The 24,850-nt window shown below is 63.0% G+C and carries 20 protein-coding genes and 1 other RNA gene; 17 read left to right on the top strand and 4 right to left on the bottom strand.

What is annotated here, in order from left to right; genetic code table 11:
- Window positions 1–12: 12 nt before the first annotated feature.
- The 14 genes from ABZ728_RS17365 (at window position 13) to rnpB (ending at window position 13,647) form a co-directional block, all read left to right on the top strand.
- A complete protein-coding gene (locus tag ABZ728_RS17365) occupies window positions 13–1,143 on the top strand; it encodes a flagellin (RefSeq protein WP_366657506.1) in 1,131 nt (376 codons plus the stop codon).
- Between the two features lie 78 nt (window positions 1,144–1,221).
- Window positions 1,222–1,623 carry a flagellar biosynthesis regulator FlaF gene (gene flaF / locus ABZ728_RS17370; RefSeq protein WP_366657507.1) on the top strand — a complete coding sequence of 134 codons (402 nt, stop codon included), beginning with the start codon at window positions 1,222–1,224 and terminating at the stop codon, window positions 1,621–1,623.
- Window positions 1,595–2,026, top strand: a complete 432-nt coding sequence (locus tag ABZ728_RS17375; RefSeq protein ID WP_366657508.1) for a flagellar biosynthesis repressor FlbT — start codon at window positions 1,595–1,597, stop codon at window positions 2,024–2,026. Before flaF ends, ABZ728_RS17375 begins: the two co-directional genes overlap by 29 nt.
- 145 nt (window positions 2,027–2,171) lie before the next feature.
- Window positions 2,172–2,585, top strand: coding sequence for a hypothetical protein (locus ABZ728_RS17380; protein ID WP_366657509.1), 414 nt, complete (start codon window positions 2,172–2,174; stop codon window positions 2,583–2,585).
- The gene (locus ABZ728_RS17385) at window positions 2,582–3,445 is read left to right on the top strand and encodes a DUF1217 domain-containing protein (protein WP_366657510.1); all 864 of its coding nucleotides are present in this window, start codon (window positions 2,582–2,584) and stop codon (window positions 3,443–3,445) included. Before ABZ728_RS17380 ends, ABZ728_RS17385 begins: the two co-directional genes overlap by 4 nt.
- A gap of 248 nt (window positions 3,446–3,693) precedes the next feature.
- Window positions 3,694–4,698, top strand: a complete 1,005-nt coding sequence (locus ABZ728_RS17390; RefSeq protein WP_366657511.1) for a BMP family protein — start codon at window positions 3,694–3,696, stop codon at window positions 4,696–4,698.
- Between the two features lie 70 nt (window positions 4,699–4,768).
- A complete protein-coding gene (locus ABZ728_RS17395; RefSeq protein WP_366657512.1) occupies window positions 4,769–6,355 on the top strand; it encodes an ABC transporter ATP-binding protein in 1,587 nt (528 codons plus the stop codon).
- Entirely contained in the window at window positions 6,345–7,394 is a 1,050-nt protein-coding gene (locus ABZ728_RS17400; protein ID WP_366657513.1) for an ABC transporter permease, read from the top strand. Before ABZ728_RS17395 ends, ABZ728_RS17400 begins: the two co-directional genes overlap by 11 nt.
- A 12-nt stretch (window positions 7,395–7,406) precedes the next feature.
- Window positions 7,407–8,348, top strand: a complete 942-nt coding sequence (locus ABZ728_RS17405; RefSeq protein ID WP_366657514.1) for an ABC transporter permease — start codon at window positions 7,407–7,409, stop codon at window positions 8,346–8,348.
- Between the two features lies 1 nt (window position 8,349).
- Window positions 8,350–9,621: an amidohydrolase family protein gene (locus ABZ728_RS17410; RefSeq protein WP_366657515.1), complete on the top strand. Its 1,272-nt coding sequence runs from the start codon at window positions 8,350–8,352 to the stop codon at window positions 9,619–9,621.
- 98 nt (window positions 9,622–9,719) lie between these two features.
- Entirely contained in the window at window positions 9,720–10,295 is a 576-nt protein-coding gene (locus ABZ728_RS17415; protein WP_366657516.1) for a hypothetical protein, read from the top strand.
- A 466-nt stretch (window positions 10,296–10,761) separates the two neighbouring features.
- On the top strand, window positions 10,762–12,162 hold the full coding sequence (locus tag ABZ728_RS17420; RefSeq protein ID WP_366657517.1) for a cytochrome ubiquinol oxidase subunit I: 1,401 nt from the start codon (window positions 10,762–10,764) through the stop codon (window positions 12,160–12,162).
- A gap of 42 nt (window positions 12,163–12,204) precedes the next feature.
- Window positions 12,205–13,209: a cytochrome d ubiquinol oxidase subunit II gene (gene cydB / locus ABZ728_RS17425; protein ID WP_366657518.1), complete on the top strand. Its 1,005-nt coding sequence runs from the start codon at window positions 12,205–12,207 to the stop codon at window positions 13,207–13,209.
- A gap of 46 nt (window positions 13,210–13,255) precedes the next feature.
- An RNA gene (gene rnpB / locus ABZ728_RS17430) (RNase P RNA component class A) lies at window positions 13,256–13,647 on the top strand.
- A 70-nt stretch (window positions 13,648–13,717) separates the two neighbouring features.
- On the opposite strand, the gene ettA is transcribed toward rnpB, so the two are convergent.
- Window positions 13,718–15,397: an energy-dependent translational throttle protein EttA gene (gene ettA, locus ABZ728_RS17435; RefSeq protein ID WP_366657519.1), complete on the bottom strand. Its 1,680-nt coding sequence runs from the start codon at window positions 15,395–15,397 to the stop codon at window positions 13,718–13,720.
- 207 nt (window positions 15,398–15,604) lie between these two features.
- Here ettA and ABZ728_RS17440 point away from each other — a divergent pair, with 207 nt between their 5' ends.
- Window positions 15,605–15,799: a hypothetical protein gene (locus ABZ728_RS17440; protein WP_366657520.1), complete on the top strand. Its 195-nt coding sequence runs from the start codon at window positions 15,605–15,607 to the stop codon at window positions 15,797–15,799.
- A gap of 24 nt (window positions 15,800–15,823) precedes the next feature.
- Here the strand turns inward: ABZ728_RS17440 and ABZ728_RS17445 are convergent, their stop codons facing one another.
- Window positions 15,824–18,907, bottom strand: a complete 3,084-nt coding sequence (locus ABZ728_RS17445) for a VWA domain-containing protein (protein WP_366657521.1) — start codon at window positions 18,905–18,907, stop codon at window positions 15,824–15,826.
- Window positions 18,908–19,107: 200 nt separating this feature from the next.
- On the opposite strand from ABZ728_RS17445, the gene ABZ728_RS17450 reads away from it, so the two are divergent.
- Both ABZ728_RS17450 and ABZ728_RS17455 read left to right on the top strand, forming a co-directional pair.
- Window positions 19,108–20,697 carry a gamma-glutamyltransferase gene (locus ABZ728_RS17450; protein WP_366657522.1) on the top strand — a complete coding sequence of 530 codons (1,590 nt, stop codon included), beginning with the start codon at window positions 19,108–19,110 and terminating at the stop codon, window positions 20,695–20,697.
- Window positions 20,698–20,745: 48 nt separating this feature from the next.
- On the top strand, window positions 20,746–22,227 hold the full coding sequence (locus tag ABZ728_RS17455) for a M81 family metallopeptidase (RefSeq protein ID WP_366657523.1): 1,482 nt from the start codon (window positions 20,746–20,748) through the stop codon (window positions 22,225–22,227).
- A gap of 14 nt (window positions 22,228–22,241) precedes the next feature.
- On the opposite strand, the gene ABZ728_RS17460 is transcribed toward ABZ728_RS17455, so the two are convergent.
- Together ABZ728_RS17460 and leuC are read right to left on the bottom strand one after the other, a co-directional pair.
- Entirely contained in the window at window positions 22,242–22,961 is a 720-nt protein-coding gene (locus tag ABZ728_RS17460; RefSeq protein ID WP_366657524.1) for a DUF1428 domain-containing protein, read from the bottom strand.
- A gap of 187 nt (window positions 22,962–23,148) precedes the next feature.
- Window positions 23,149–24,600 carry a 3-isopropylmalate dehydratase large subunit gene (gene leuC / locus ABZ728_RS17465; protein WP_366657525.1) on the bottom strand — a complete coding sequence of 484 codons (1,452 nt, stop codon included), beginning with the start codon at window positions 24,598–24,600 and terminating at the stop codon, window positions 23,149–23,151.
- Window positions 24,601–24,850: the final 250 nt, after the last annotated feature.

Below are 24,850 nucleotides of genomic sequence, written 5' to 3' on the forward strand. Positions count from 1 at the left end.
GCGGATTGAACGATGACACAGATCAACACGAACACGTATTTCAATCTGCTCAGATCCGACCTGTCCCGGATGCAGACGGAAACCGCCACCCTGTCGCAGCAGATCTCCAGCGGAAAGAAGACCGACCGGTTCGGTGGTATGCGTACGAACGAGGCGCGCAACGTGGTCTCGATGCGCAACGAGATGCAGCGACTGGAAACTTTTCAGCATACGATCGGCACATTGGAAACCCGCGCGGAGCGGGTCGAACTGTCGATCAACAAGACGACCGACTTCGCCGAGACCGTCAAGGATATGGTCTACGGACTGCCCAACAACTCCACATCTCAGCGCCAGATCGAGTACGAGGCGAAGAACGCCCTGGACAGTATACAGTCCGTCCTGAACTCATCGGTCAACGGCATGTATGTCTTCAGCGGCGAAAATGCCCTGACGCCGCCGATCAATCTCGACATCGTCGAGAACGGCAAAGGCGCCCCCGGCGACGCCGATTATATTCCGCCACTGGAGGATTTTCTGGCCGACGGACGGACGCCGGGGAATTACACACCCGGCCCACCGCCACCCGAGGCGCCGACGTCGGAAATCGACTCGCCCACATCACTGCACGGCGCCGTTCAGGAATGGTTCGAGCGTTTCGAAGCCGCTCCCGACGGCAGCACGGGCTGGTACCAGGGCGGCGACCTTCCCGAAGGCCCCTATATCGCCGACAACCAACGTGCCGGACCGCCCGGCGTGGCCAACGACCCGGGTTTTCGCAAGATCCTGGCCAACCTGGCGGGGATGGCCTATAGCGGCACCGCGCCGGAAGCCGGTGTCGCGAACGATCAGGAATATCAGGCGTTCGCGGAGATGTCGTCGCTCAGCATTACCGAAGCGGCAGGCGTCACCTATAGCGGCAGCGACAACGACCGCAGCCTGCGAGATCTAATGGCCGAGAACGGCTTGTTTCGCCAAACGCTCGAAACCCAGAAAGAGCGGCACGACGACACCAAGAAATTCGCCAACTCGGTCCTGAACGACATCGAATCGGTCGACCCCGCCGATGCCATCACGAAACTTCAGGAATTACAGTTTCAGCTTCAGGCGTCGTATAATCTTACCGGGCAACTACGACAATTGTCGTTGGTGAACTTTCTCTAATTCCCGGCACCATCCCCCATCTCATTGAACGGGGATGCACGGCACCATGACCACCTTCCGGCGAGGAAAGCACCCAATATGAGCATCGCAGCGTATCAGACCCGCGCCCGAGACAGCATTTCTCCGGTCGAGGTCGAGTATCAGATTCTGGGCCGGCTGACCGGCAGACTGGAAAAGACACGGGACGGCAGCGCCTCACCCAGCGATCGCGCGCAGGCCATCCACGATAACCGGCAGTTCTGGCAATCGCTGGCCATCGACCTGACGGAGGCGACGAACGAATTGCCGGATGGGCTCAAGGCGCAGTTGATTTCACTGGCGATCTGGGTCACGACTTACTCCAGTAAGGTCCTGCGCGAGGAAAAAACCATCGACGCGTTGATCGACGTCAATAAATCGGTCATGACAGGGCTGTCGGGACAATCGTCAGCAAAATCGGAGCCGGTCGTTCATGCCATTGGTGCTGGAGCTCAAGCCTAAGGAAAAGGTCGTCATCAACGGCGCCGTGATCGTCAACGACAATAGGCGTTCACGGCTGACGATCAGCACCTTCGCCCATGTCATGCGCGAAAAGGACATCCTGCAGGAGCAGGAAGCGAACACGCCGGCCAAAAGAGTCTACTTTCTCATCCAGCTTCTGCTCTTGGCAGCCGGCGACAGGAATAGCATCGAGGCCTATGGCCAGCCGCTGGAAAACGCCATCGCTGCCCTGGGCGCGGCGTTGACCAATGCCGAAATCAAGGAGCATCTCGGTACGGTAAGCACGCTTGCAGCCCGCGGCGACTATTACAAGGCGATCATCGCTCTTCGTCCGGTGATGGAGTACGAGGCCCGCCTGCTCAACATCTCTGACCGGCCCCCGACTGCCGACCCGACTGGCTAATGGTTCGGGCGACCACCCCCAACCTCCAATTGCAGTGCGATCAGTGGGCAGTCGATCCCAGGTCGCTTAACGGTATATTAAATGCCGTGTCATAGCCTGAAGCGACCGGGAAGAATTCCCGGTTCAACCGCTGAAGGAGTGGACCATGGGCGACAGCTTTTCGATCGGCGATAGCTCCGGCATGTATCTGCCGGGTCAAACGCATCTTCGTTCGTCTGCGAACAACGATCCCCAACCCACCAAAGAACAAGCCGGGCCGGAAAAAATCGGCACAACGACCGGCAGCAGCTCGAAGAACGGGCCTGGGGCTACGGGGTCCGGAGGCGACGCATCCGGTGACCGGGCCGAGGACGCGGCCGCGTTTGAGCCGGCAACGTTCAAGAACAGCCGCTATCAGGTGAAGATGGACGGTGAAACCGGGCAGGTTTTTACTGATATCGTCGATCCGGCGACCGACGCCGTCGTGGGCCGCATTCCCAGCTACTTCAAGCCATCCGACGAAATCAGGGCAGAGAGTAGCCCTGCCGAACCCACCGGCAGACGAACGGTGACAATATGATCCTCAACGCAATGCAGCAAGGCGGCAGCGGCACAAGCGGCCTTCTTCCGCCGGTGGCGACACTTCCAGGCATCGGTGGCTACAATGCCCTGAAGAACCAGCAGGCTGCACAGCTTCAGGCCTTCCGCAAGCACCCGATGATACAGCGCGAGGCCGAGGAATTTCGCGCCAAGGCCGCGTCGATCGATTCCACCGACGACCTGATGAAGGACTACAAGTCCTATAAGCTGGTTCTGACGGCCTATGGCATGGAAGATCAGCAGAACGCCAATGCGCTCATGCGCCGGGTGATGGAAGAAGGGACGCTCGATCCCCGCTCGTTGGCGAACCAGATGAGCGATCGCCGTTATCGGGAATTCTCGCGCGAACTCGGGTTCGGCGAGGGTGCGACCGGCAACTTCTCCGACCCCGAATTCGTGGAATCGACAATCGACCGGTTCATCGTGCAGCGATTCGAGGAAGCGGTTGGCGAGTCGAATCCGGCCGCGCGGCGGGCGCTGTATTTCGAGCGCACGATCGGCAAGATCGACAACTGGTTCCAGGTCATGTCCGACCGGCCGCTTTTCGATGTCATCAGGGGCGCGCTCGGGCTGCCGGAACAGATCGGGCAACTCGACATCGACCGCCAGCGCGACATGCTGGAAAGCCGGCTGCCGCTGAAGGAACTGAAAGAGAACCCGGACAAGGTTCAGGAGACCATTCAGCGTTTCATGGCACTGGAAGGATCCGGCCCCAACCAGATGCCTTCGACGCCCGCCACGCAGTTGATCGCCGGCGCCACCTCGCCCAACGGACTGCTCGACCCTTTTTCGATGACTGAATTGATGGTCAACGCCAGCAACATGTCCATGCGCCGATAGCCGAAATCACGGCGCTCCATGCGCCGGTGTCTTTTGCGCTTCGAAATTCGCGCTCCACAATCGTTCGCAACCATCGACTTGAGGGTCACTTGCCCCGTCGCTGATGCGACAGCAATTGACCCTATTGCGCATACGTGACTACGATAATAACGAACCTGCCATACATCGCTGCTCGACAGGCAACGAACCGTTGGATCAGGGCGACTTCCGCGCAATACGAACGACAGCGAACAGGGGCTCGGACAAGAATGAACAATGATCTGACGATACGACGGCGCCCGATCGTGGCCGCCGCACTGGGCATGGCCGCGCTGGGCGTGATGGCAACGTCACCGGCGGCCTGGGCTGACGACCCTGTCTCGGTGGCGGCGATCTACACGGTTCCGACCGAACAGCAATGGGTCAGCCGCATCCATCTGGCGCTGAACACCGCCGCCGACCGGGGCGACATCGTCTATACCTATTCCGAGAACGTCTCGAACAGCGACTATGAGCGCGTGATGCGCGAATACGCCGATGCCGGGCACGATCTGCTGATCGGCGAAGTCTTCGGCGTCGAACGCGCGGCCCGGCAAGTCGCCGAAGACTACCCCGATACCGCCTTCCTAATGGGCTCCAGCTTCGGCCCTTCCGGCGACAACTTCGCCGTCTTCGACAACTGGATCCACGAGCCGTCCTATCTGACCGGCATGGTCGCCGGGTCTCTGACGGAAACCGGCAAGATCGGCATGGTCGGCGGATATCCAATTCCCGAAGTGAACCGTCTGATGCATGCGTTTATGGACGGTGCGCGGGAAATCGATCCCGATATCGAGTTCGTCGTGACCTTCCTCGGATCCTGGTACGATCCGCCAGCCGCAAAGGAAGCCGCATTCGCCATGATCGATGACGGGGCCGACATCATGTACGCAGAGCGATTCGGTGTGTCCGATGCGGCCATGGAACGGGGCATCCTGGCGATCGGCAACGTCATCGACACACAGGAAGACTATCCCGGCACGATCGCCGCCTCTGCCATCTGGCACATGGAGCCGACCATCGACCGGGCGGTCGAAGCGGTCGCCGACGGCAGTTTCGAAGCCGCCGATTATGGCCAGTACAGCTATATGGCCTATGGCGGCGGCTCTCTGGCGCCGATGGACGACGATCTGGTCCCACAGGAGGTCCAGGAACTGGTGATGGAGCGCCAGCAAGAGATCCTCGACGGCATGTTCCGGGTGAACGTCAACGACTCCGAGCCCCGGTCGAACTAACCGCGGAACCGGCCCAATCGGCGGGCGCCGACAGGGCGCCCGCCGCAATTCCCGCTATCGCGGTTCGACCATGACCCTGCAAACCGATCAAGCGGCGCCCGACCCGGTGTCGACACCCGGGCTCGTCCTGCGTCTCGCCGGTATCTCGCGGTCTTTTGGCCCGGTTCTGGCCAATGACGGTGTCGATCTCGACCTTCGCCGCGGCGAAGTCCTCGCGCTTCTGGGCGAGAACGGCGCCGGCAAGACGACGCTGATGAACATCCTGTTCGGGCACTACACGGCGGATGCCGGCACCATCGAGGTCGCCGGGCCGGATGGCGCGATGCGGGCACTGCCGCCCGGCAACCCTGCGGCCGCGCTGGCAGCCGGCATCGGGATGGTCCATCAGCATTTCACCCTGGCGGACAATCTTTCGGCCTTCGACAACATCGTCCTCGGCACCGAGTCGCTCTGGCGGCCGACGCAGAAGCGCCGTGAGGCACACGAAAAGCTGAACCGCCTGATGGCCGCCTGCGGGCTGACCGTAGACCTGTCCGCGCGGATCGCCACCCTGTCCGTCGGAGAGCAGCAACGGATCGAGATCCTGAAGGCACTGTACCGCGATGCCCGGGTTCTTATCCTCGATGAGCCGACCGCCGTCCTGACTCCGCAGGAGACCGGGCAATTGTTCGAGACGCTGCGCCGATTGGCGGCGGACGGCATGGCAATCGTTTTCATCTCGCACAAGCTGAACGAAGTAATGGCGATCAGCGACCGCGTCACGGTCCTGCGCGGCGGCAAGGTCGTGACGACGCTGCCGACGGCCGATACCGATCGCCATCACCTGGCGGAAACCATGGTCGGCCGCGCGATCCCGGTCACCGCCCGCACGGCGATGACGCCAGGGGCCGCGGTGCTGAGTCTGAAGGCAGTACATGTCGACGGCGGACCCGGGCGGGTGGCCTTGCGGGATGTCGATCTGGACGTTCACCGGCATGAAATCGTCGGCGTCGCCGGCGTTTCCGGCAACGGCCAGTCGGCGCTGTCTGACCTGTTGGCCGGATTGGTCGCGCCCAGCGCCGGGACCGCGACATTGCTGGGCGCGCCGATGACCAGCCCGACCCCCCGCGATCTCGTCCAGAACGGCGTCGGCCGCATACCCGAAGACCGGCATCGCCACGGCGTCGTCGGCGACATGGCACTATGGGAGACGGTGCTGCTGGAAGACTATCGCCAGCCGGCGTTCCAGCGACTCGGCCTGACCCGCCGGGACGCCGCCCGCGCCTATGCCGCCGGCATCATCGAGCGCTACGACGTCCGGTGCCCCGGACCCGACGCGGTGACCCGGCTGCTGTCCGGCGGCAACATGCAGAAGCTGATCCTGGGGCGGGTCCTGGAGCGCGAGCCCGGTCTGATTCTGGCCAATCAACCGACGCGAGGCCTCGATATCGGCTCGGTCACCTTCGTGCACGCTCAATTGCTGGCGGCACGCTCGCGGGGCGCCGGCGTGGTGCTGATTTCCGAGGATCTCGACGAATTGCTGGCGCTGTCGGACCGGATCGCCGTGATCTATCAGGGACGGATTTCCACGACGCAACCCACCGAACACGTCACCATTCGCGGTCTCGGGCTGCTTATGGCCGGGCACGACTCAACAGGGGACACCGATGCGGCTTGAACCGCGCGACCACACACCGCTGGCGCTGCGAATCGCTCTGCCGATCGCCGCCGTCGCCGCCGCGTTGGTGCTGTGCGCAATTCCGCTGGCGATAGCGGGCGCCCCCGTCCTCGATGCCTATGGCCTGATGCTGCACGGGGCGCTTGGCTCGCGCTTTGCCGTCACGGAAACGCTGACGCGGACGGCGCCACTGATCCTGACCGGTCTTGCCGCCGCCGTGGCATTTCGCGCCAAGCTCTGGAATATCGGCGCCGAAGGCCAACTGTATATCGGCGCCATCGCCGCCGTCATGGTCGGCTCGACGGCCTGGGCGGGCAGTGTTTTCGTCATGGTGCCGGCGGTGCTGCTGGCCGGGGCTGCCGGTGGCGCGCTGCTGATGCTGATCCCCACGCTGCTGAAAGTCCGCCTCGGCGTTGACGAGGTCGTGACCACGCTGCTGCTGAATTTCGTCGTGTTGCTGTTCGTCTCTCTGCTGGTTGAGGGGCCGCTGCAGGATCCGATGTCGATGGGCTGGCCGCAATCGGTGCCGATCGCGGATGCCGCCGCGCTGCCGACCCTGATCGAGCGAACGCGCCTGCATATGGGCCTTATCGTTGCGCTGGTCGCGGCGCTGGCGATGTGGATCCTTGTCGCCCGGACGCGCTGGGGATTCGAGATGCGCGCCGTCGGCTCCAATCCCGACGCCGCCCGGTTCGCCGGCATGTCAACGTCGGGCGTCATGATCCGGGTCGGGCTGATATCCGGCGCCCTGGCCGGACTGGCCGGCGTCGGCGAAGTTGCTGGCGTGCGCGGCTATCTGACCACCGACCTGTCGCCGGAATACGGCTATGCCGGCATCGTGGTCGCGATGCTGGCCCAATTGAACCCGCTGGCGGTCGTGGTGTCGGCCTTCTTCGTGGCGACGGTCTTCGTCGGCGCCGACAGCATGGGCCGGGCGCTGGGCGTGTCGAGCTATATCGCGCATCTGATCGTTGCGACATCGTTGCTGACGATGCTGATCGCGACGCTCGGCCTGCGCTACCGCATCCGCTGGCGATAGGACGAAGCCGCCATGGAATTCATCGACATCCTGTTTGCCGGCAGTTTCTGGGCGGCGGCGGTGCGCATCGCGACACCGCTGATCATGGGCACGCTCGGTGCTCTGATCTGCGAGCGCGCCGGCGTCCTCAACCTCGGCATCGAGGGCATCTTCACTGTCGGCGCGCTGGTCGGCTGGATGGCGGTCTATCAGGGCGCCGATCTCTGGACCGGGGTGCTACTCGCCGCCATGGTCGGCATGCTGTTCGGGTTGATCCACGGCATTCTGACGGTGCCGCTGGCATTGTCCCAGCACGTTACCGGCATCGGCATCACCCTGCTGGCGACCAGCCTGTCGTATTTCGCCTATCGGATCGCGCTGCCCGAAGTCACCAGCCCGCCGCGCATCGAAGCCTTCCCGACCTACGCCATCTGGGGGCTGTCGGAGATTCCCGTGCTCGGGCCGGCCCTGTTCACCCAGACGCCGCTGACCTATCTCGCCTTTCTGCTCGTCCCGCTGACGGCCTATGTGCTTTACCGCACGCCGCTGGGGCTGGCGGTCCGCACGGTCGGCGAGAACCCGGCCGCGGTCGAGGCCCAGGGCATCGATGTCTATCGGCTGCGGATCGGCGCGGTCATGGTCGGCAGCGCCTTCATGGCCGTCGGCGGTGCCTTCCTGACCATGAGCGCTTTCAATGCCTTTTTCTTCGAGATGGTGGCCGGGCGCGGCTGGATCTGCATCGCGCTTGTCGTCTTCGCCTCGTGGCGGCCGGGCAAGGCCATGCTCGGCGCCCTGCTGTTCGGCGCCTTCGATGCCTATCAGGTGCGCCTTCAGCAGCAATCGGGCATCGAACTGCCGTATCAGGTCTTTCTGATGATGCCGTATCTGCTGTCGATTCTGGCGCTGATCGCAATGGCAAGGCGGGCGTCCTATCCCAAGGCGCTGCTCGTTCCGTACCGCAAGGGAGAACGCTGACATGCTCGACCTGATTCTCACCGGCGCCACCCTGCCCGACGGCCGCACGGGACAGGATATCGCGATCAAGGACGGCCGGATCGTGGAGATCCGCCCGGCGATCGCGGTCGAGGCCATGGAAACCATCGACGCCACCGGCCGGCTGGTCAGCCCCCCGTTCGTTGACGCGCATTTCCACATGGATGCGACGCTGTCGCTGGGGCTGCCGCGTCTCAACCGGTCGGGAACGCTGCTTGAGGGCATCGCGCTGTGGAACGAGTTGAAACCGCTGCTGACCCACGAAGCCGTTGTGGACCGGGCGCTGGCCTATTGCGATCTGGCCGTATCACAGGGCATCGGCGCGATCCGCAGCCATGTCGATATCTGTGACGACCGGCTGCTGGGCGTCGATGCCCTGCTGGAGGTCAAGCAGCGCGTCGCCGACTATCTGGATCTGCAACTGGTTGCCTTTCCGCAGGACGGGTACTACCGCGACCCGACAGCGGCGGCCAATCTCGAACGCGCCCTCGACCGGGGCATCGAGGTGGTCGGCGGTATTCCTCATTTCGAACGGACCATGGTCGACGGCGCCGCCTCTGTCCGGGCGCTCTGTGAACTTGCGGCCGACCGCGGACTGCTGGTCGATATGCACTGCGACGAGACCGACGACCCGATGTCGCGGCATGTCGAGACGCTGGCCCATGAAACCCACCGCCTGGGACTGCAGGGCCGGGTTACCGGCTCGCATCTGACGTCGATGCATTCGATGGACAATTACTATGTCTCGAAACTGATCGCCCTGATGGCCGAGGCCGAATTGTCGGTCATCGCCAACCCGCTGATCAATATCCTGATCCAGGGCCGTCACGACAGCTATCCCAAACGCCGGGGCATGACCCGGGTGCCGGAACTGCAGGCGGCGGGGCTTTGTGTGGCGTTCGGCCATGATTGCGTGATGGATCCCTGGTACTCGCTGGGCAGCGGCGACATGCTGGACGTCGCCCATATGGCGGTCCATGTCGGCCATATGAGCGCTACCGACGCCATGGCCGACGCGTTTCAGGCGGTAACGAGTGTTCCAGCGCAGATCATGCACCTGCCCGGCTATGGGCTGGAGCCGGGATGCAACGCCGATCTGGTCGTGCTTCAGGCCGCCGATCCGATCGACGCCATCCGCACCAAGGCCAACCGGCTGACCGTCCTGCGCCGGGGACGGGTCATCGCCCGAACACCGGCCCGCCAGACGACTCTAGACCTCCCCGGCCGCCCGGCGATGGTCGGCCCAGAGCGGTGACGCGGTTGGATGACCGGCAAGGCCGTTACAAAACAATAACCATTTCGCGACTATTCTCATGGACGACAACAAGACCATGAAATATGAGGCGTTTTGGTATGGAAGACGGTGACGCGGATTTCGCTCGGCATCGCGATGTCGAGTCATTCAGATTCGGCGGTGGAAATCTGACATTCTTGATCATCTTCTACGAAACGATGATCGTCGCTGCGGTCATCGGCGGCCCCCTTCTTGCCGCTCGATTCCTGATCGCCGGCAACAGCATTGAAGCATTGATCGAAACAGCCCTGTTATTGGCAATCTTTTTGGGGCCGGTCTTGTATTTTCTATTTCCAACCGCCCGCAACTATCGCCGAGCCCGCGGCCAGCAGCTACAAGTCGATGATGCCGGGCTATCACTCCCCGATGCCAATCTACATCTCACCTGGGAGGCGTTATCGCAAGTTCAGGTCCGCTCTTATAAACAATGGCGATATATAGAGATCGAGCGTGCCGAAAACCGTGAAGACGTTGCCAATACCTTCCGGGACTTCAACGAAAATGTGCCCTGCACAATTGCTTTCATGAAACAAAAATGGATCGGCTTTACGTCGAGCACCTTTCAACATGCCGGATCTGACGAACGGCGTTTTTTAGCCGCTATCGAGCGCCATGCGCCGGGACTATCTCAATAGACATAGCTGTGAATCGTCACTCTTCACAACGCCGCGCAATTGGCGGGCGGAAACCCTGATCTGTGAAACCCAAAGTCTGGGACTGCAGGCGGCAGGGGTGGCGGCGGATAGTCTTTGCGTCGGTTTCCGGACGGCGCCGGGGATGCAGCCGATAAATTGCTCCAAATCAACCATTTATCGGCGTTCGGCAAAAGCAATCCAACTTGCTGCACGACGGTGGCTCTACAGAGCAGCATTGAGTGCTGCATTGCGTCCGGGACGATCAGGGGGTAGAAAATCTGATGATATCGATCCGTGAGTCCCATAGCGCGTAGGCGGAAATCTCGCGCTACATTTGCCACTGCCGACGGTGGTCGGTTCTTCGCCCCCCAAAAAAACGGTCCATGCGACCAAAGGCCATCTACGCCCTGCCAGAGTGGCGACATAGTTTCCCTTCCGTACCCGAACGCCGCAAAAGGTGTCGATTATGGACTTGGACCCGCTCTTAATCTCCCGGATACAGTTCGCCTTCGTTGTATCCTTTCATATCCTATTCCCCGCATTCACCATTGGTCTCGCGTCCTTCATCGCAGTCCTGGAAGGGCTTTATTACAAAACCGACGATCCGGTTTATCTCCGGCTGTCGCGGTTCTGGACCAAAATCTTCGCCGTCAGCTTTGGCATGGGAGTTGTGTCCGGCATTGTCATGTCGTTCCAGTTCGGCACGAATTGGAGCGAGTTCGCCTATTCCGCGTCGAACATCTTCGGGCCGTTGCTTGCATACGAGGTTGTGACGGCGTTCTTCCTGGAGGCGACGTTCCTCGGGATTCTGCTGTTCGGCCGCGATCGCGTGCCCAGGGGCGTTCACCTGTTCGCGGCCATCATGGTCGCGGTGGGCACCTTTCTGTCGACCTTCTGGATCCTGGCCGCGAACAGCTGGATGCAGACCCCGGCCGGCATCGATTATCGCGACGGCATGTTCTATGTCGAAAGCTGGGCTGCGGCCATCTTCAACCCCTCGTTCGGTGTGCGGTTCCTGCACATGGTCACCGCCGCCTTCCTGACCACGGCATTCTTCGTGATCGCGGTCGGCGGTTGGTATCTGCTCAAGGGAAAATTCCGCGGACCTGCACGGATCATGTTTTCGATGAGCTTCTGGCTGGTCGCCGTGCTCGCCCCGGCTCAGATCATTTTCGGCGATATGCACGGGCTGAACACATTCGAGAATCAGCCCGCCAAGGTCGCCGCCATGGAAGGCCACTGGGAGACCCACTCGGGCGCACCGCTGTTGCTGTTCGGCCTGCCCGATCAGGAGGCCGAAGTGACCCGTTACAGCCTCGGCATTCCCAATCTTGCCAGCCTGATCCTGACCCACAGCCTCGACGGCGAAGTCCCCGGCCTTTCGTCATTCGCGCCCGACGAGCGGCCCTATATGCCGGTGTTGTTCTGGACATTCCGCATCATGGTGGGCATTGGCTTCGTCATGGCCGGCATGGCCATGATCAGCCTGATCCTGCGCTGGCGCGGCACCCTGTTCACGGCACACTGGTTCCACCGGTTGTCCATCGCCACGCTGCCTTTGGGCTTCCTGGCCGTCCTGACCGGCTGGATCACGACCGAAATGGGCCGCTACCCATGGGTGGTTTATGGCTATCTTCGTCTCGAAGATGCCGTCACGCCGTCACTGACCGGGCCGATGGCACTGGCGTCGCTCCTGATCTACATCGTCGTTTATGCCGCCGTGTTCAGCGCCGGCGCGTATTACATCGCGCGCATCATTCAAAGCGGCCCCGACGACGATCCGGCGATTGCGTCTCCTGAGACCACCGGCGCCCATCCGAAACGGCCGCTTTCGGCCCCCGAAGAAAGCCTGTCACCGGCTGAGTAGACAAATCGTTCCCGTTCGGACCGACGCTGGGAGTTTCAAATCATGGTCGACCTGACCCTCGTATGGGCCGCGATTATTGCCGTTGGCGTGTTCATGTACGTGCTCATGGACGGGTTCGATCTGGGCATCGGAATCCTGTTTCCGTTCGCGCCGGATCATGCGGCCCGTGACGACATCATGAATTCGGTGGCCCCGATCTGGGATGGCAATGAAACCTGGCTGGTGCTGGGCGGCGCCGGATTGCTGGCCGCCTTTCCTCTGGCCTATTCAGTTCTTCTGCCCGCCCTCTATCTGCCGATCCTGTTCATGCTTGTGGCGTTGATTTTCCGCGGCGTCGCGTTCGAGTTCCGCTTCAAGGCTCATCGGTCGCGCTATCTGTGGGACATCGCCTTCACTTTCGGATCGACGCTGGCGACCTTTTCCCAGGGGGTCATCCTCGGCGCCTTCATCCGCGGATTCGAAGTCGAAGGCACCCGCTATGTCGGTGGGCCTTTCGACTGGCTGACGCCGTTCAGCTTCGCAACCGGGCTCGGCCTCGTCGCCGGCTATGGCCTGATCGGCGCCAGCTGGATCGTGATGAAGACGGAAGACGAAACCCAGGAATGGGCCTATGGCGCCGCACGGATATTGCTGGTGGCCGTCATCGTCTTCGTCGGCGTGGTCAGTCTGTGGACCCCGCTTACAGATCCCGACATCGCCGCACGCTGGTTCGACTGGCCTAACATCCTGTTTCTGTCGCCGGTCCCGCTGCTGACGGCACTTCTGGCCTGGACGCTGTATCGCGGCATCGAGAATCGGCGGGAATTCACGCCGTTCCTGTGCTCGCTCGGCCTGTTCGCGTTATCCTATCTCGGCCTCGCCATCAGTTTGTGGCCGTATGTCATCCCGCCCTCGATCACCATCTGGGAGGCGGCATCCGACGAGGGATCGCAGCTCTTCCTGCTGATCGGCGTCCTGCTCGTGCTGCCGGTGATCCTTACATATACCGCGATCACCTATTGGGTTTTCCGGGGCAAGGTCCGCAGCGGGTCGGGCGGCTACCATTAGGAAAAGCTTTCGTTCCGCGCGCATTTCGCTATTGTCCGCGATCGGGGTAGACGGCTGGATGGCCGCCCTCGGCCGGCTTCGCCGCTGCCGGGGGAGGAAAGTCCGGGCTCCACGGGAACACGGTGCCGGGTAACGCCCGGCGAGGGCGACCTCAGGGAAAGTGCCACAGAAAGCAAACCGCCGATCCGTTTTCGAATCGGTAAGGGTGAAAGGGTGCGGTAAGAGCGCACCGCGCCCCCGGCAACGGGGGCGGCATGGTAAACCCCACCGGGAGCAAGACCGAATAGGGGCGGAAGGGTCCTTCGAGGCCCACGGGAGTTCCCGCCCGCCGCCCGGGTTGGTCGCGCGAGGCGTTCGGCGACGGACGTCCCAGATGAATGGTCATCCATGGGGCCATGTGCCCCGGGACAGAACCCGGCTTACAGGCCGTCTACCCCGTTAATGGCCAGCGTAGTCCCCCCGACCGGGCCATTCGATCGACATCGACGGCCCGGCCAGAGCGTGAGGCTTACCGGGTTAGGGGCTTGTACTTGATCCGGTGCGGCTGGTCGGCCTCAGCGCCCAGACGACGGCGGCGATCGGCCTCGTAGTCTTCGTAGTTGCCTTCGAACCACACAGCCTGGCTATCGCCTTCGAAGGCCAGAATATGGGTCGCGATCCGATCCAGGAACCAGCGATCATGGCTGATCACGACAGCGCAGCCGGGGAACGACAGCAACGCGTCTTCCAGTGCCCGAAGCGTGTCGACATCGAGGTCGTTGGTCGGCTCATCGAGCAGGAACAGGTTGGAGCCGGACCGCAGCATCTTCGCCAGATGGACACGGTTACGTTCACCGCCGGAAAGCTGGCCGACCTTCTTCTGCTGATCTCCGCCCTTGAAGTTGAACGCACCGACATAGGCACGGGACGGCATCTTGCGCTTGCCGAGATCGATCTCGTCGTCGCCGCCGGAGATTTCCTCCCACACCGTCTTATTGGCGTTGAGGCTATCCCGGCTTTGGTCGACATAGCCGAGCTTGACGGTATCGCCGACCTCGATCGAGCCGCCATCCGGCTTTTCCTGGCCGGTAATCAGCCGGAACAGGGTCGTCTTGCCGGCGCCGTTCGGACCGATGACGCCGACGATACCGCCCCGAGGCAGGTTGAACGACAGCCCCTCGAACAGCAGATGATCGTCAAAGCCCTTTGTCAGATCCTCTGCCAGCAAAACCTTGTCGCCCAGGCGTTCGGGCGTCGGGATCAGAATCTGGGCGCTGCCGGGGGCCTGATCGCGTGACTGGGCAAGCAGATCCTCATACGCATTGATTCGGGCTTTCTGCTTTGTCTGGCGGCCTTTGGCGCCCTGACGGATCCAGTCGAGTTCGTGGTCCAGCGTGCGCTGGCGCGACGCCTCGGACTTCGCTTCCTGTTCCAGACGCTTGCGGCGCTTGTCCAGGTACTCCGAATAGTTGCCTTCGTACGGCAGCCCCCGACCGCGATCGAGTTCCAGAATCCAGCCGGTAACGTTGTCGAGAAAATACCGGTCATGGGTGATCATGACCACGGTGCCGGTGTAGGTGCGCAGGAACCGTTCCAACCAGGTTATGCTCTCGGCATCCAGATGGTTGGTCGGTTCGTCGAGCAGCAGCATATCGGGCTTCGACAGCAGCAGCCGGCAGAGGGCGACGCGACGGCGTTCACCGCCGGACAGCACCTTGACGTCGCTGTCGCCCGGCGGGCACCGCAGCGCGTCCATGGCGATTTCGACCGTGCGGTCCAGATCCCAGGCATCCGCGGCGTCGATCTTCTCCTGCAAAACGCCCTGCTCTTCGATCAGGTCGTTCATTTCGTCGGGATCGGTGATCTCGGCGAATTTGAGCGACACTGCTTCGTAGCGTTTGACCAGATCGTAGACTTCGCCAAGCGCTTCCAGCACATTCTCGTGCACCGTCTTGGTTTCGTCGAGATGCGGTTCCTGCTGCAAATAGCCCATCTTGACGCCGTCGGCCGCCCAGGCTTCGCCGCTGATTTCCTTGTCGATTCCGGCCATGATGCGCAGTAGGGTCGATTTACCGGATCCGTTCGGGCCGAGCACGCCGATCTTCGCGCCCGGATAGAATTGCAGATTGATGTTATCCAGAACCTTTTTGCCGCCGGGATAGGTCTTGGACACATTGCTCATGTGATAGATGTATTGGTACGAGGCCATAAGCGGCAATGCTCCGTCTTTTGAGGGTACGACGGCAGCGTCGGCGGCGGCCCAGCCGCACCCGTCTGCCCGAAGTTGTCCGCCTTTTACCTGATCATTGTCGCCATGGCGAGGGGCATCGTCGCCGCATCGACCGGAGACGCCCCGGATACGCTGCCAGGGGCGCGCATTTCCAATTCGCCCCGATCTCTGATATCGGATAGGGCCATGGATATGAAGGAACTGGCCGGCAATGCCGCCGGCACGATCGTTGTTCTGCTGCTTCTGGCGGCCGCTCTCGTCATCGCGGCCCTGGCGATCGCCATGATCCCGGTGATGATTTTCGTGGCACCTATGACGCTCGCCGCCGTCGCTATCGTGTTCCTGGTCGCCTGGATCAGGCGGCGCCGCGACCGGCGATAGCACCGCCAATCGCGCCGCCCCGACTCATTCCACCGAAATCTCGCGCCGCACGAGAATAGCGCGATTCCCGAAGTCGAAATAGCGGAGTTCGTAGGTCCCCGCGGCGTCAGGCAGCGGCAGCGTTACGGTCTTGCCGTCGGCCGTACCGACCGCGTCCAGCCACTGCATCGTCGGCATGCCAGGTTCGGCGATCGCAATACGGTCGCGGTCGTTGCCCGGACCGGTCCATTCGACCTCCACGCTGCCACCGGCGGCAGCCGTCGCCGGAGCGTCGAGCGTCGCCTCGACCCGACCGACCTCGAACGATGCCCGCGCAATCACGGAACCGTCCGATCCGAGCACATAGACCAGATCGTAAGGCCCGGTTTCCGCGAGTGGATCGAACCGGACATCGCCGCCGCCCCCGGATATTTCGTGCTCGGCGATCGGGGAGTCCGTGTTCCCGCCGGTTGCAACCAGCAGGATACGGTCGTTGCGACGGCCAGGCCCCTGCCAACTCACCGTGAACGGCGCCTCTGCCACCACGTCTTCGGGCGGCGTGATGTCGGCCGTGACGGCGATCAGTTCGATCGGCGCACTCGCCAGCGTTCGGCGCCCTTCCTCAAGCACATAGCGGATCTCGTAGAAACCCGGTTCCCCTGGGGCCGTCAGGCTGCCCTGGCTGTCATCGCCGACCCGCACATAGTCGGTATATTCACCTTGCTCGGCATCCAGCGGCACGATGGTCACGAAGTCGCGCGGATGAATCGCATCACTCCATTCAACCCGGAAATCCGACCCGGTTACCGCTGTTTCAGGCGCGCTGACCGACACATCCTGCGTCACGATCTCGATCGGGGCGCTGGCCAGCGTCCGGCGGCCTTCGTCCAGCACATAGCGAATCTCGTAGAAACCCGGTTCCGCCGGGGCGCGGAGACTGCCCTGGCTATCGTCGCCGGTCCGCACGTAATCGTCGTACTCACCTTCTTCGGCGTCCAGCGGCACGATGGTCACGAAGTCGCGCGGATGGATCGTGCCGGTCCATTCGACCCGGAAATCGGACCCCGTCACCGCTGTCTCCGGTGCGCTGACGGAAACCTCCTGCGTCACGATCTCGATCGGCGCACTGGCCAGCGTCTGCCGGCCTTCATCCAGCACATACCGGATCTCGTAAAAGCCCGGCTCGGCCGGCGCCCGCAGATCGCCCTCCGTGTCGTCGTCCCCGACCCGGACATAGTCGCCGTATTCGCCCTCGGCGGCGTCCAGCGGCACGATGGTGACGAAATCGCGCGGGTGGATCGAACCCTCCCATGCCACGCCGAAGCTGGAACCGGCCACCGCCGTCTCCGGACCGCTGACGGAAACCTCCTGCGTCACGATCTCGATCGGCGCGCTGGCAAGCGTCTGCCGACCTTCATCCAGCACATACCGGATCTCGTAAAAGCCCGGCTCGGCCGGCGCCCGCAGATCACCGTCCGTGTCGTCGTCCCCGACCCGGACATAGTCGCCGTATTCGCCCTCGGCGGCGTCCAGCGGCACGATGGTGACGAAATCGCGCGGGTGGATCGAACCCTCCCATGCCACGCCGAAGCTGGAACCGGCCACCGCCGTCTCCGGACCGCTGACGGAAACCTCCTGCGTCACAATCTCGATCGGCGCGCTGGCCAGCGTCCGCCGGCCTTCATCCAGCACATACCGGATCTCGTAGAAACCCGGTTCCGCCGGAGCGCGGAGACTGCCCTGGCTATCGTCGCCGACCCGCACATAGTCGGTGTACTCACCTTCTTCGGCGTCCAGCGGCACGATGGTCACGAAGTCGCGTTCGTTGATCGCCCCATCCCATTCGACGGAGAAATCGGAACCCGTCACCGCCGTTTCCGGCGCATCCACTGTCACATCCTGTTCGGCAACCTTGATGGGGGCCGTCGCCAGTGTGCGGCGTCCTTCGCTCAGAACATAACGAATCTCAAAGAGCCCGGCTTCGGCGGGCGCGGTCAGTGTGGCCGACGTTGAATCGCTCACATTGGAATAGTCGCCGTATTCGCCCTCCGCCGCTTCCGTCGACACGATCGTTACGAAATCACGCCCGTTGATGGCGTTCTCCCACGTCACTTCGAAAGGCGCACCCGTTGCGACGGTCCCCGGACCCGACACCGACACGTCCTGCGTCACGACTTCGACGGGCACGCTGGCGACAGTGCGGCGTCCGTCGCTCACAACGTACCAGACTTCGTACAGGCCGGGATCCGCCGGCGCGGTCAGATCGGCGGAGAATTCGTCTTGCACATGGGAATATTCCTCATATGTGCCTTCGTCAGCGCCGCTCGGAACGATGGTCACATAGTCACGCGGTTCGGCCGAGTTTTCCCAACTCACGTTGAACACCGACCCCATAACGACGGATTCCGGCGCGCTCAGCCCGACGTCGATCGGTTCGGGTTCGGGCTCCGGTTCCGGTTCGGGGGCCGGCTCCGGCTCCGGCTCCGGCTGGGCCTGCACTTCCTGAGCGGCCTGAACGAGAGCACTGCTGAGTTCACTGGCGGAGTCGGCAGTAAAGAAACGGCCGCCTGTATTCTCCGCGATACATTGCAGCTGCGTGGGATCGGCGACATCGGCGACGTCGAAACCCACGACATGCACTCTGAAATCGACGCCCATCTCCGCCAGCTCGGCAGCGACAGCGCACGGATCGGCATCGCAGCTTTCGATACCGTCGGAAATCAGCACCACGGTAGCCGGGCGTTCACCCGACGACATTTCGCCTGCAGCGTGGCGCACGGCGTCGGAAAGCGGCGTCATGCCGCGCGGCGTCAATCCGTTCACCGCCTGAAGGAACGTATCGGGATCGAGCGGCCCGACCGGCAGAACGGTCTCTATATCGCTGCAATCCTCGCTCCGGCGGTGGCCATAAGCGACCAGGCCGACATCAGCGCCACTGGCCACCCATTCGCCCACCGTATCGGCCATCACCCGGCGGGCGATCTCAATCTTCGATTCGCCGTCGATCTGACCCCACATACTGTTCGACGTGTCCCACACGACAGTAACGTCTTCCGCCTGCGCGAAAGTGGCCAATAATGCGGCGGCAAATCCCGCCCCCAGCGTCGTCGCGCTATTCTTGAGCTTCATTCGGCGTTCCTCGGGATACGGTATTCGATGTGACCGCCGAGGAGACTATCCGACAATTCACCGGGCGCCAACCCGGTCGGGACACTTCCCGTGCAAAACGATCCGGCCGAAATAACCTTGCCGACACCAGCGCCGTGTGTACGCTCAACCCTGCCAATGCATCAGGCGGAACGACCGCGAACAACAGGATACCGGGTACAATGGCACTGTCCGCAACGGGGTCCGGGCCCGCAACCGAGCAATGGGCTGTATCGAAGGCCGCCGCATCGTCGGCTGGCGGCGTCGTGACGGCCCATCATCCACTGGCAGCGCACGTGGCCTGCGAGACGTTACGGGCCGGCGGCAGTGCCGTCGACGCCGCCATTGCGGCCGGTTTCGTCCTCGGTGTCGTCGAACCGTGGATGAGCGGTGTCGGCGGCGGCGGCGTCATGCTGATCCGGCCGCCGGGTGCCGAAACGCCGATTGCCCTGGACGCCGCGATGATTTCATCCGGCGGCGTCGATCCATCACGCTATGCGCTGGCTGCCAGCACTGCCCCGCCGCCTGCCACCCCTTCGATGTTTCCGTGGCCCGCCGTTGTCGACGACCGGAATATGACAGGGCCGGAATCGATCTGCGTTCCGGGACTCCTCGATGGCTATCGTCTGGCGCACGAAAGGTTCGGCCGGCTGAACTGGGCCGATCTGGTCGACCCCGCCCGCGCGATCGCGACTGACGGTCTGCCGGTCGACTGGTACACCATGCTGAACATCGCCATAGAGGCACGTCGGCTGTCGTCGCAGCCGGAAACCCGCGACATCTATCTGCCCGACGGCTTTCCACCCACGCCCGGCATTGCCGCGACGCCGACCAGGCTGTCCCTGGGGGCGCTGCCGGAAACGCTGGCTACAATTCGCGATCAGGGACCGCGGGCGCTCTACGATGGCCCCCTCGCCCGCGCCCTCGCCGCCGACGTTTCGGCCAGGGGCGGCCCGCTTTCCGAGACGGATCTGACGGCATACCGGGCTGCATGGCGCAAACCCGACCGAACGGCCTATCGCGATACGACCGTCTTCACGACCCCGGGCCTGACGGGCGGCCCGACGCTGTCGCGCGCCTTGACCTTGTTGGACGGCATGCTTGATGCCGCGAACACCGATGCCGCGCACCTGTTTCCAGCCATCGCAACGGCCCTGAGCGATGCCTTCGCGGAACGTCTGCGGGGCCACGGGGCCGGCGGCGGCGAAAGCTGCACGACGCATTTGGCCGCAACCGACGCCGACGGCATGACCGTGTCATGGACCCAGACGTTGCTGTCGCGTTTCGGCAGCGCGGTCGTGCTGCCCGAAACCGGCCTGTTAATGAATAATGGAATGCTGTGGTTCGACCCGCAGCCCGGCCGGCCGAACAGCATCGCCGCCGGTGTCAAGCCGCTGGCCAACATGGCGCCGACGATCGGCATCGACGCCGACGGCAGGATCGCGGCGATCGGGGCATCCGGCGGGCGGCGAATCATCGGGGCGGTGCTGCAGATGATTGCCTTCCTGACCGATCTCGGCCTGTCGCCGGAACAGGCTCTGGCTCAGGCGCGAATCGACGTCAGCGGCGGCTCCGACGTCAGCGTCGATCCGAAGCTGCCGCCCGACGCCCTCGCCGCGTTGAGGGCCGCCCATTCCACGGTCGAGATGGAAAACGGCGTGCATCCGACGACTTACGCCATCGCCTCGGTCCTCCGGTTCGATCCGCGCACGAACCGCGCCGAGGGCGCTGCGAGCCCCCACCAGCCGTGGCCCTGCGCCGCCGCCGTCTGAACTCACCGGCTACGACCCGCACTCGACCCAACTTGAAAGGAACAGGCCTTGGCTCGCATCGCCGTCGGCGGTTTCCAGCACGAAACCAACACCTTCGCTCCGAAAAACACGCCGTTCGCCGAATTCGAGATCCCCGGCGGCTGGCCACCGATGACACGGGGCGCGGCCCTGTTCGACACGGTTTCCGGCACCAGCGTGCCAATCGCCGGCGCCATCGACGCAGCCCGGGAGGCGGGGCACGATCCGGTACCACTGTCCTGGTGCATGGCCACGCCGGCGAACCGTGTGACCGACGATGCGTTCGAGCGCGTTGCCGCCATGTTGCTGGAAGAACTGGACGCTGTTCTGGCCGAGGGTCCGCTCGACGGCGTTTATCTCGATCTGCATGGCGCCGCCGTGACTGAAAGTCTGGAGGATGCCGAAGGCGCGCTGATCGCGCGGGTCCGCGAGCGTGTTGGCGGCGTGCCCATCGCGGTCAGCGTCGACCTGCACGCCAATGTGACCGACGCCATGGTCCGGCAGGCGGATCTGATCGACGCCTATCGTCACTATCCGCATATCGACATGCGGGTGACCGGTGCAAGGGCCATGCGCGGCTTGCTGGCCCGGATCGCGGACGGCACACCGTGGCATCGCCGGTTTCGCAAATTTCCGTTCCTGATTGCGATCAACTGGCAGTGCACCATGATCGAACCCGGCCGGTCGATCATGGACCGTATCGACCACCTGGCAATCGACGAGGATGTGTCTGTCTGCTTCTGCCCTGGCTTTCCGCTGGCGGATATCGCCGATTGCGGCCCGGCGCTGGCGGTTTTCGGCCCCGACGAGGCACGCGTCGCATCTGTGTTCAAGGAAATCGATGCGCTGATGACGGCATCGCGGCCGGGCTTCGCCGGTACACTCTGGACCCCGGCGGACGCCATCGCCCACGCCATGGGAGCACCGCCGTCCGGTAAACCGTTCATCTTTGCCGATACGCAGGACAACCCCGGCGGCGGCGGCGAAGCCGACACGACCGGCATCCTTCAGGCCTTGATCGATGCCGGCGCAAAGGATGCGCTGGTCGCGATCATCAAGGACACCGATGCCGCTGCTGCCGCCCATAAGGCTGGCATCGGTGCCAATCTGGAACTGGCCCTCGGCGCGGGCACCGATCAGCCGGACATCGAACCGGTGCGAGGCCGGTTTGTCGTGGAACGCCTGACCGATGGCCGCACGATCGGGACCGGCCCTATGCAACGGGGCAATGCCCTGTCGTTCGGCCCGACCGCCGTGCTCCGGATCAATGGTGTGCGCGTGATCGTGACCTCACGAAAGGCCCAGGTCGCCGATCAGGCGGTCATCCGCCACACCGGCCTTGACCCTGCGGAAATGCACATAATCGTGGTCAAAAGCTCGGTTCATTTCCGCGCCGACTATCAGCCGATCGCCCGCGAAGTGCTGGTCGTCAAGGCGCCCGGCCCAGTCACCGCCGACCTGACGCAGTTGGCGTTCCGCCATTTGCGCCCGGGCGTCGACCTCCGTCCATAGCCACGCGGCCGATCCTACTCGTCAAGGATCGGCACGAATCCACCATGGATCATCCGCTTGCCGTCCATCGGCATGTCGCTATTGCCGGGATTCATGCGCGGATCGGCCATGGCCTTCTCCCAGCCTTCATCGCGCACTTGCTTCGACGGCCACTCGATCCAGCCGAACGAGACCGTCTCGTCGCCATTGGCCTTAACCGCGCGCTTGAAGTCAGTAACCTTGCCGTCGGGAACGTCATCGCCCCAGGTATCCATGGTGCGGATGGCACCGCATTCCTTCAGCACGGTCACCGCCTGCTCTGCCATGGCGCGAAAGGCCTCGCGGCTGCCGTTCGGGATCACCATGACGGATCCTTCGACATACCCCCCACCACCGGCACTGCCCTCCTCGACCAGGGCTTCAAATCCGCCCATGATCATCCGCTGACAGTCTAACGGCATGGATGTGCCCATTTCCTTCATTCTCGGATCGTTCATGATCGTGGCGTTGGCGGCATCCCGCGCCTGTTTGGACGGATACTCGAACCACGAGAACACGACGGCTTCGTCAGGCTTCGCTTTCACGGCCTTTCTGAAGTCGGTTACCTCGCCATCGGGAACGTCGTCCTCCCAGGCCTCAACCACGCGAGTCGCGCCGGACTCCTTGATGATAGGCACGAAACTGGCAGCATGAGCCCGGTACGCTTCCTTGTTGGCGATCGGCACGGCGGCAACGAAACCTTCGACATAGACCATGGCACTTCTCTCCTGTGGTGCGCCAGTGTACCCGAACGGCGGCAGCGCGCGTGTCTCACACTAAAAGTTGATATCAACATATATGCGCAGTGTCAAACGCCAATGTCGTGACACGAAAGGTCCGCCCGCGCTATCTGCACGGGCGGACCAGAACGTCGTCTGCCGTCAAAAATCAGCCGGCCATCTCTCAGTCGGCCATCAAGGTGCGGACATCAGTCAGTTTACCGGTAAGAGCGGCCGCCGCCGCCATGGCCGGACTGACCAGATGCGTCCGGCCGCCACGTCCCTGACGACCTTCGAAGTTGCGGTTCGAGGTCGAAGCGCAGCGTTCACCCGGCGCCAGTTTGTCGGCGTTCATCGCCAGACACATGGAGCAACCCGGCTCGCGCCAATCGAAGCCGGCCTGGACGAAAATCTTGTCGAGGCCTTCTTCCTCGGCCAGTTTCTTGACCAGACCGGAGCCGGGCACAACCATCGCCCGAACATTCGCGGGCACGTGGCCACCCTTGGCCAGTTGCCGCTCGACGACGGTTGCCGCCTGTCGCAGGTCCTCGATGCGACCGTTGGTGCAACTGCCGATAAAAACGGTGTTGACGGCGACGTCGGCCATGCGTGTGCCGCCGGTCAGCCCCATATATTCCAGTGAACGCTGAACCGACCGCTGACGGCCCGGCTCGGCGTAATCATCCGGCGAAGGAACAACGCCGGAAATTGGGGCGACGTCCTGCGGGCTGGTGCCCCAGGTCACCGACGGCTCGATCTCGGCGGCGTCAAGATGGATTTCAGTATCGAAAACCGCGCCCTCGTCAGTGGTCAGGCTGCGCCAATAGGCAACGGCCCGGTCCCAATCGGCACCCTTCGGCGCCATGGGGCGGCCCTTGACATAGTTGATCGTGGTCTCATCCGGCGCGATGATCCCGGCGCGGGCGCCTGCCTCGATCGACATGTTGCAAATGGTCATCCGGCCTTCCATCGACAGCGAACGGATGGCCGATCCGGCATATTCGATCACGTGGCCGGTACCGCCTGCGGTGCCGATTTTGGAGATGATCGCCAGGATGATGTCCTTCGCGGTCACGCCGATCGGCAATTCGCCGTCAACGGTGATCCGCATGTTCCTGGCCTTGCTCTGCGGCAGGGTCTGGGTCGCCAGAACATGCTCGACCTCTGACGTGCCAATGCCGAATGCCAGGGCGCCGAACGCCCCATGCGTCGCGGTATGGCTATCGCCGCATACGATCGTCATGCCCGGCTGGGTCATGCCCTGCTCCGGACCGATGATATGAACAATGCCCTGGCGGGGGTCGTTCATGCCGAATATCTCGATCCCGAATTCGGCGCAGTTCTTTTCCAGCGTCTCGACCTGAATCCGGCTTTCCTCATCGACGATGCCGCGGCTGCGGTCGGATGTCGGAACATTGTGATCCGGCACTGCGAGCGTCGATTCCGGACGCCGCACTTTGCGCCCCGCGAGACTCAACCCCTCGAAAGCCTGGGGACTCGTGACCTCGTGAACGAGATGGCGGTCGATATAGATCAGTCCCTGGCCGTCGTCGGACGGCGGGACGACGACATGATCGTCCCAGATCTTGTCATAGGTGGTACGAGGTCCGTTGCTGGTGCCTGTCGCGCTGGCCATAACTGTCTTTCTCCGAGGCAAGTGTGTCGATTGCCTTTCCCGAGGGCGCCCCTTGTTTTCGGGTCCGGGGCCTTGTGCGAGTGACAATACCCGCCTGACCCTCCAACCGAAAGAGCCAATTGTTGCAATATTGTCACCTTGGGAGCCGATCATTCCGGCTGCATCATCCGGGCAGCCATGGATATGGTGTATACTTACGGCCTCACCAATACCGACGAATGCTGATATGCTGAATGTGACGCCAGCGGGG

This window comes from Fodinicurvata sp. EGI_FJ10296 (genome assembly GCF_040712075.1).
Taxonomy (GTDB): domain Bacteria; phylum Pseudomonadota; class Alphaproteobacteria; order DSM-16000; family Inquilinaceae; genus JBFCVL01.

Bases quoted from the DNA above. Each gene is read 5' to 3' on its own strand.
- ettA (WP_366657519.1), bottom strand. From the start codon at position 15,397: ATGGCCTCGTACCAATACATCTATCACATGAGCAATGTGTCCAAGACC.
- ABZ728_RS17365 (WP_366657506.1), top strand. From the start codon at position 13: ATGACACAGATCAACACGAACACGTATTTCAATCTGCTCAGATCCGAC.
- ABZ728_RS17395 (WP_366657512.1), top strand. From the start codon at position 4,769: ATGACCCTGCAAACCGATCAAGCGGCGCCCGACCCGGTGTCGACACCC.
- ABZ728_RS17375 (WP_366657508.1), top strand. From the start codon at position 1,595: ATGCCATTGGTGCTGGAGCTCAAGCCTAAGGAAAAGGTCGTCATCAAC.
- ABZ728_RS17460 (WP_366657524.1), bottom strand. From the start codon at position 22,961: ATGGTCTATGTCGAAGGTTTCGTTGCCGCCGTGCCGATCGCCAACAAG.
- ABZ728_RS17410 (WP_366657515.1), top strand. From the start codon at position 8,350: ATGCTCGACCTGATTCTCACCGGCGCCACCCTGCCCGACGGCCGCACG.
- ABZ728_RS17450 (WP_366657522.1), top strand. From the start codon at position 19,108: ATGGCACTGTCCGCAACGGGGTCCGGGCCCGCAACCGAGCAATGGGCT.
- ABZ728_RS17400 (WP_366657513.1), top strand. From the start codon at position 6,345: ATGCGGCTTGAACCGCGCGACCACACACCGCTGGCGCTGCGAATCGCT.
- cydB (WP_366657518.1), top strand. From the start codon at position 12,205: ATGGTCGACCTGACCCTCGTATGGGCCGCGATTATTGCCGTTGGCGTG.
- ABZ728_RS17385 (WP_366657510.1), top strand. From the start codon at position 2,582: ATGATCCTCAACGCAATGCAGCAAGGCGGCAGCGGCACAAGCGGCCTT.
- ABZ728_RS17415 (WP_366657516.1), top strand. From the start codon at position 9,720: ATGGAAGACGGTGACGCGGATTTCGCTCGGCATCGCGATGTCGAGTCA.
- flaF (WP_366657507.1), top strand. From the start codon at position 1,222: ATGAGCATCGCAGCGTATCAGACCCGCGCCCGAGACAGCATTTCTCCG.
- ABZ728_RS17380 (WP_366657509.1), top strand. From the start codon at position 2,172: ATGGGCGACAGCTTTTCGATCGGCGATAGCTCCGGCATGTATCTGCCG.
- ABZ728_RS17440 (WP_366657520.1), top strand. From the start codon at position 15,605: ATGGATATGAAGGAACTGGCCGGCAATGCCGCCGGCACGATCGTTGTT.
- ABZ728_RS17420 (WP_366657517.1), top strand. From the start codon at position 10,762: ATGGACTTGGACCCGCTCTTAATCTCCCGGATACAGTTCGCCTTCGTT.
- leuC (WP_366657525.1), bottom strand. From the start codon at position 24,600: ATGGCCAGCGCGACAGGCACCAGCAACGGACCTCGTACCACCTATGAC.
- ABZ728_RS17390 (WP_366657511.1), top strand. From the start codon at position 3,694: ATGAACAATGATCTGACGATACGACGGCGCCCGATCGTGGCCGCCGCA.
- ABZ728_RS17405 (WP_366657514.1), top strand. From the start codon at position 7,407: ATGGAATTCATCGACATCCTGTTTGCCGGCAGTTTCTGGGCGGCGGCG.
- ABZ728_RS17445 (WP_366657521.1), bottom strand. From the start codon at position 18,907: ATGAAGCTCAAGAATAGCGCGACGACGCTGGGGGCGGGATTTGCCGCC.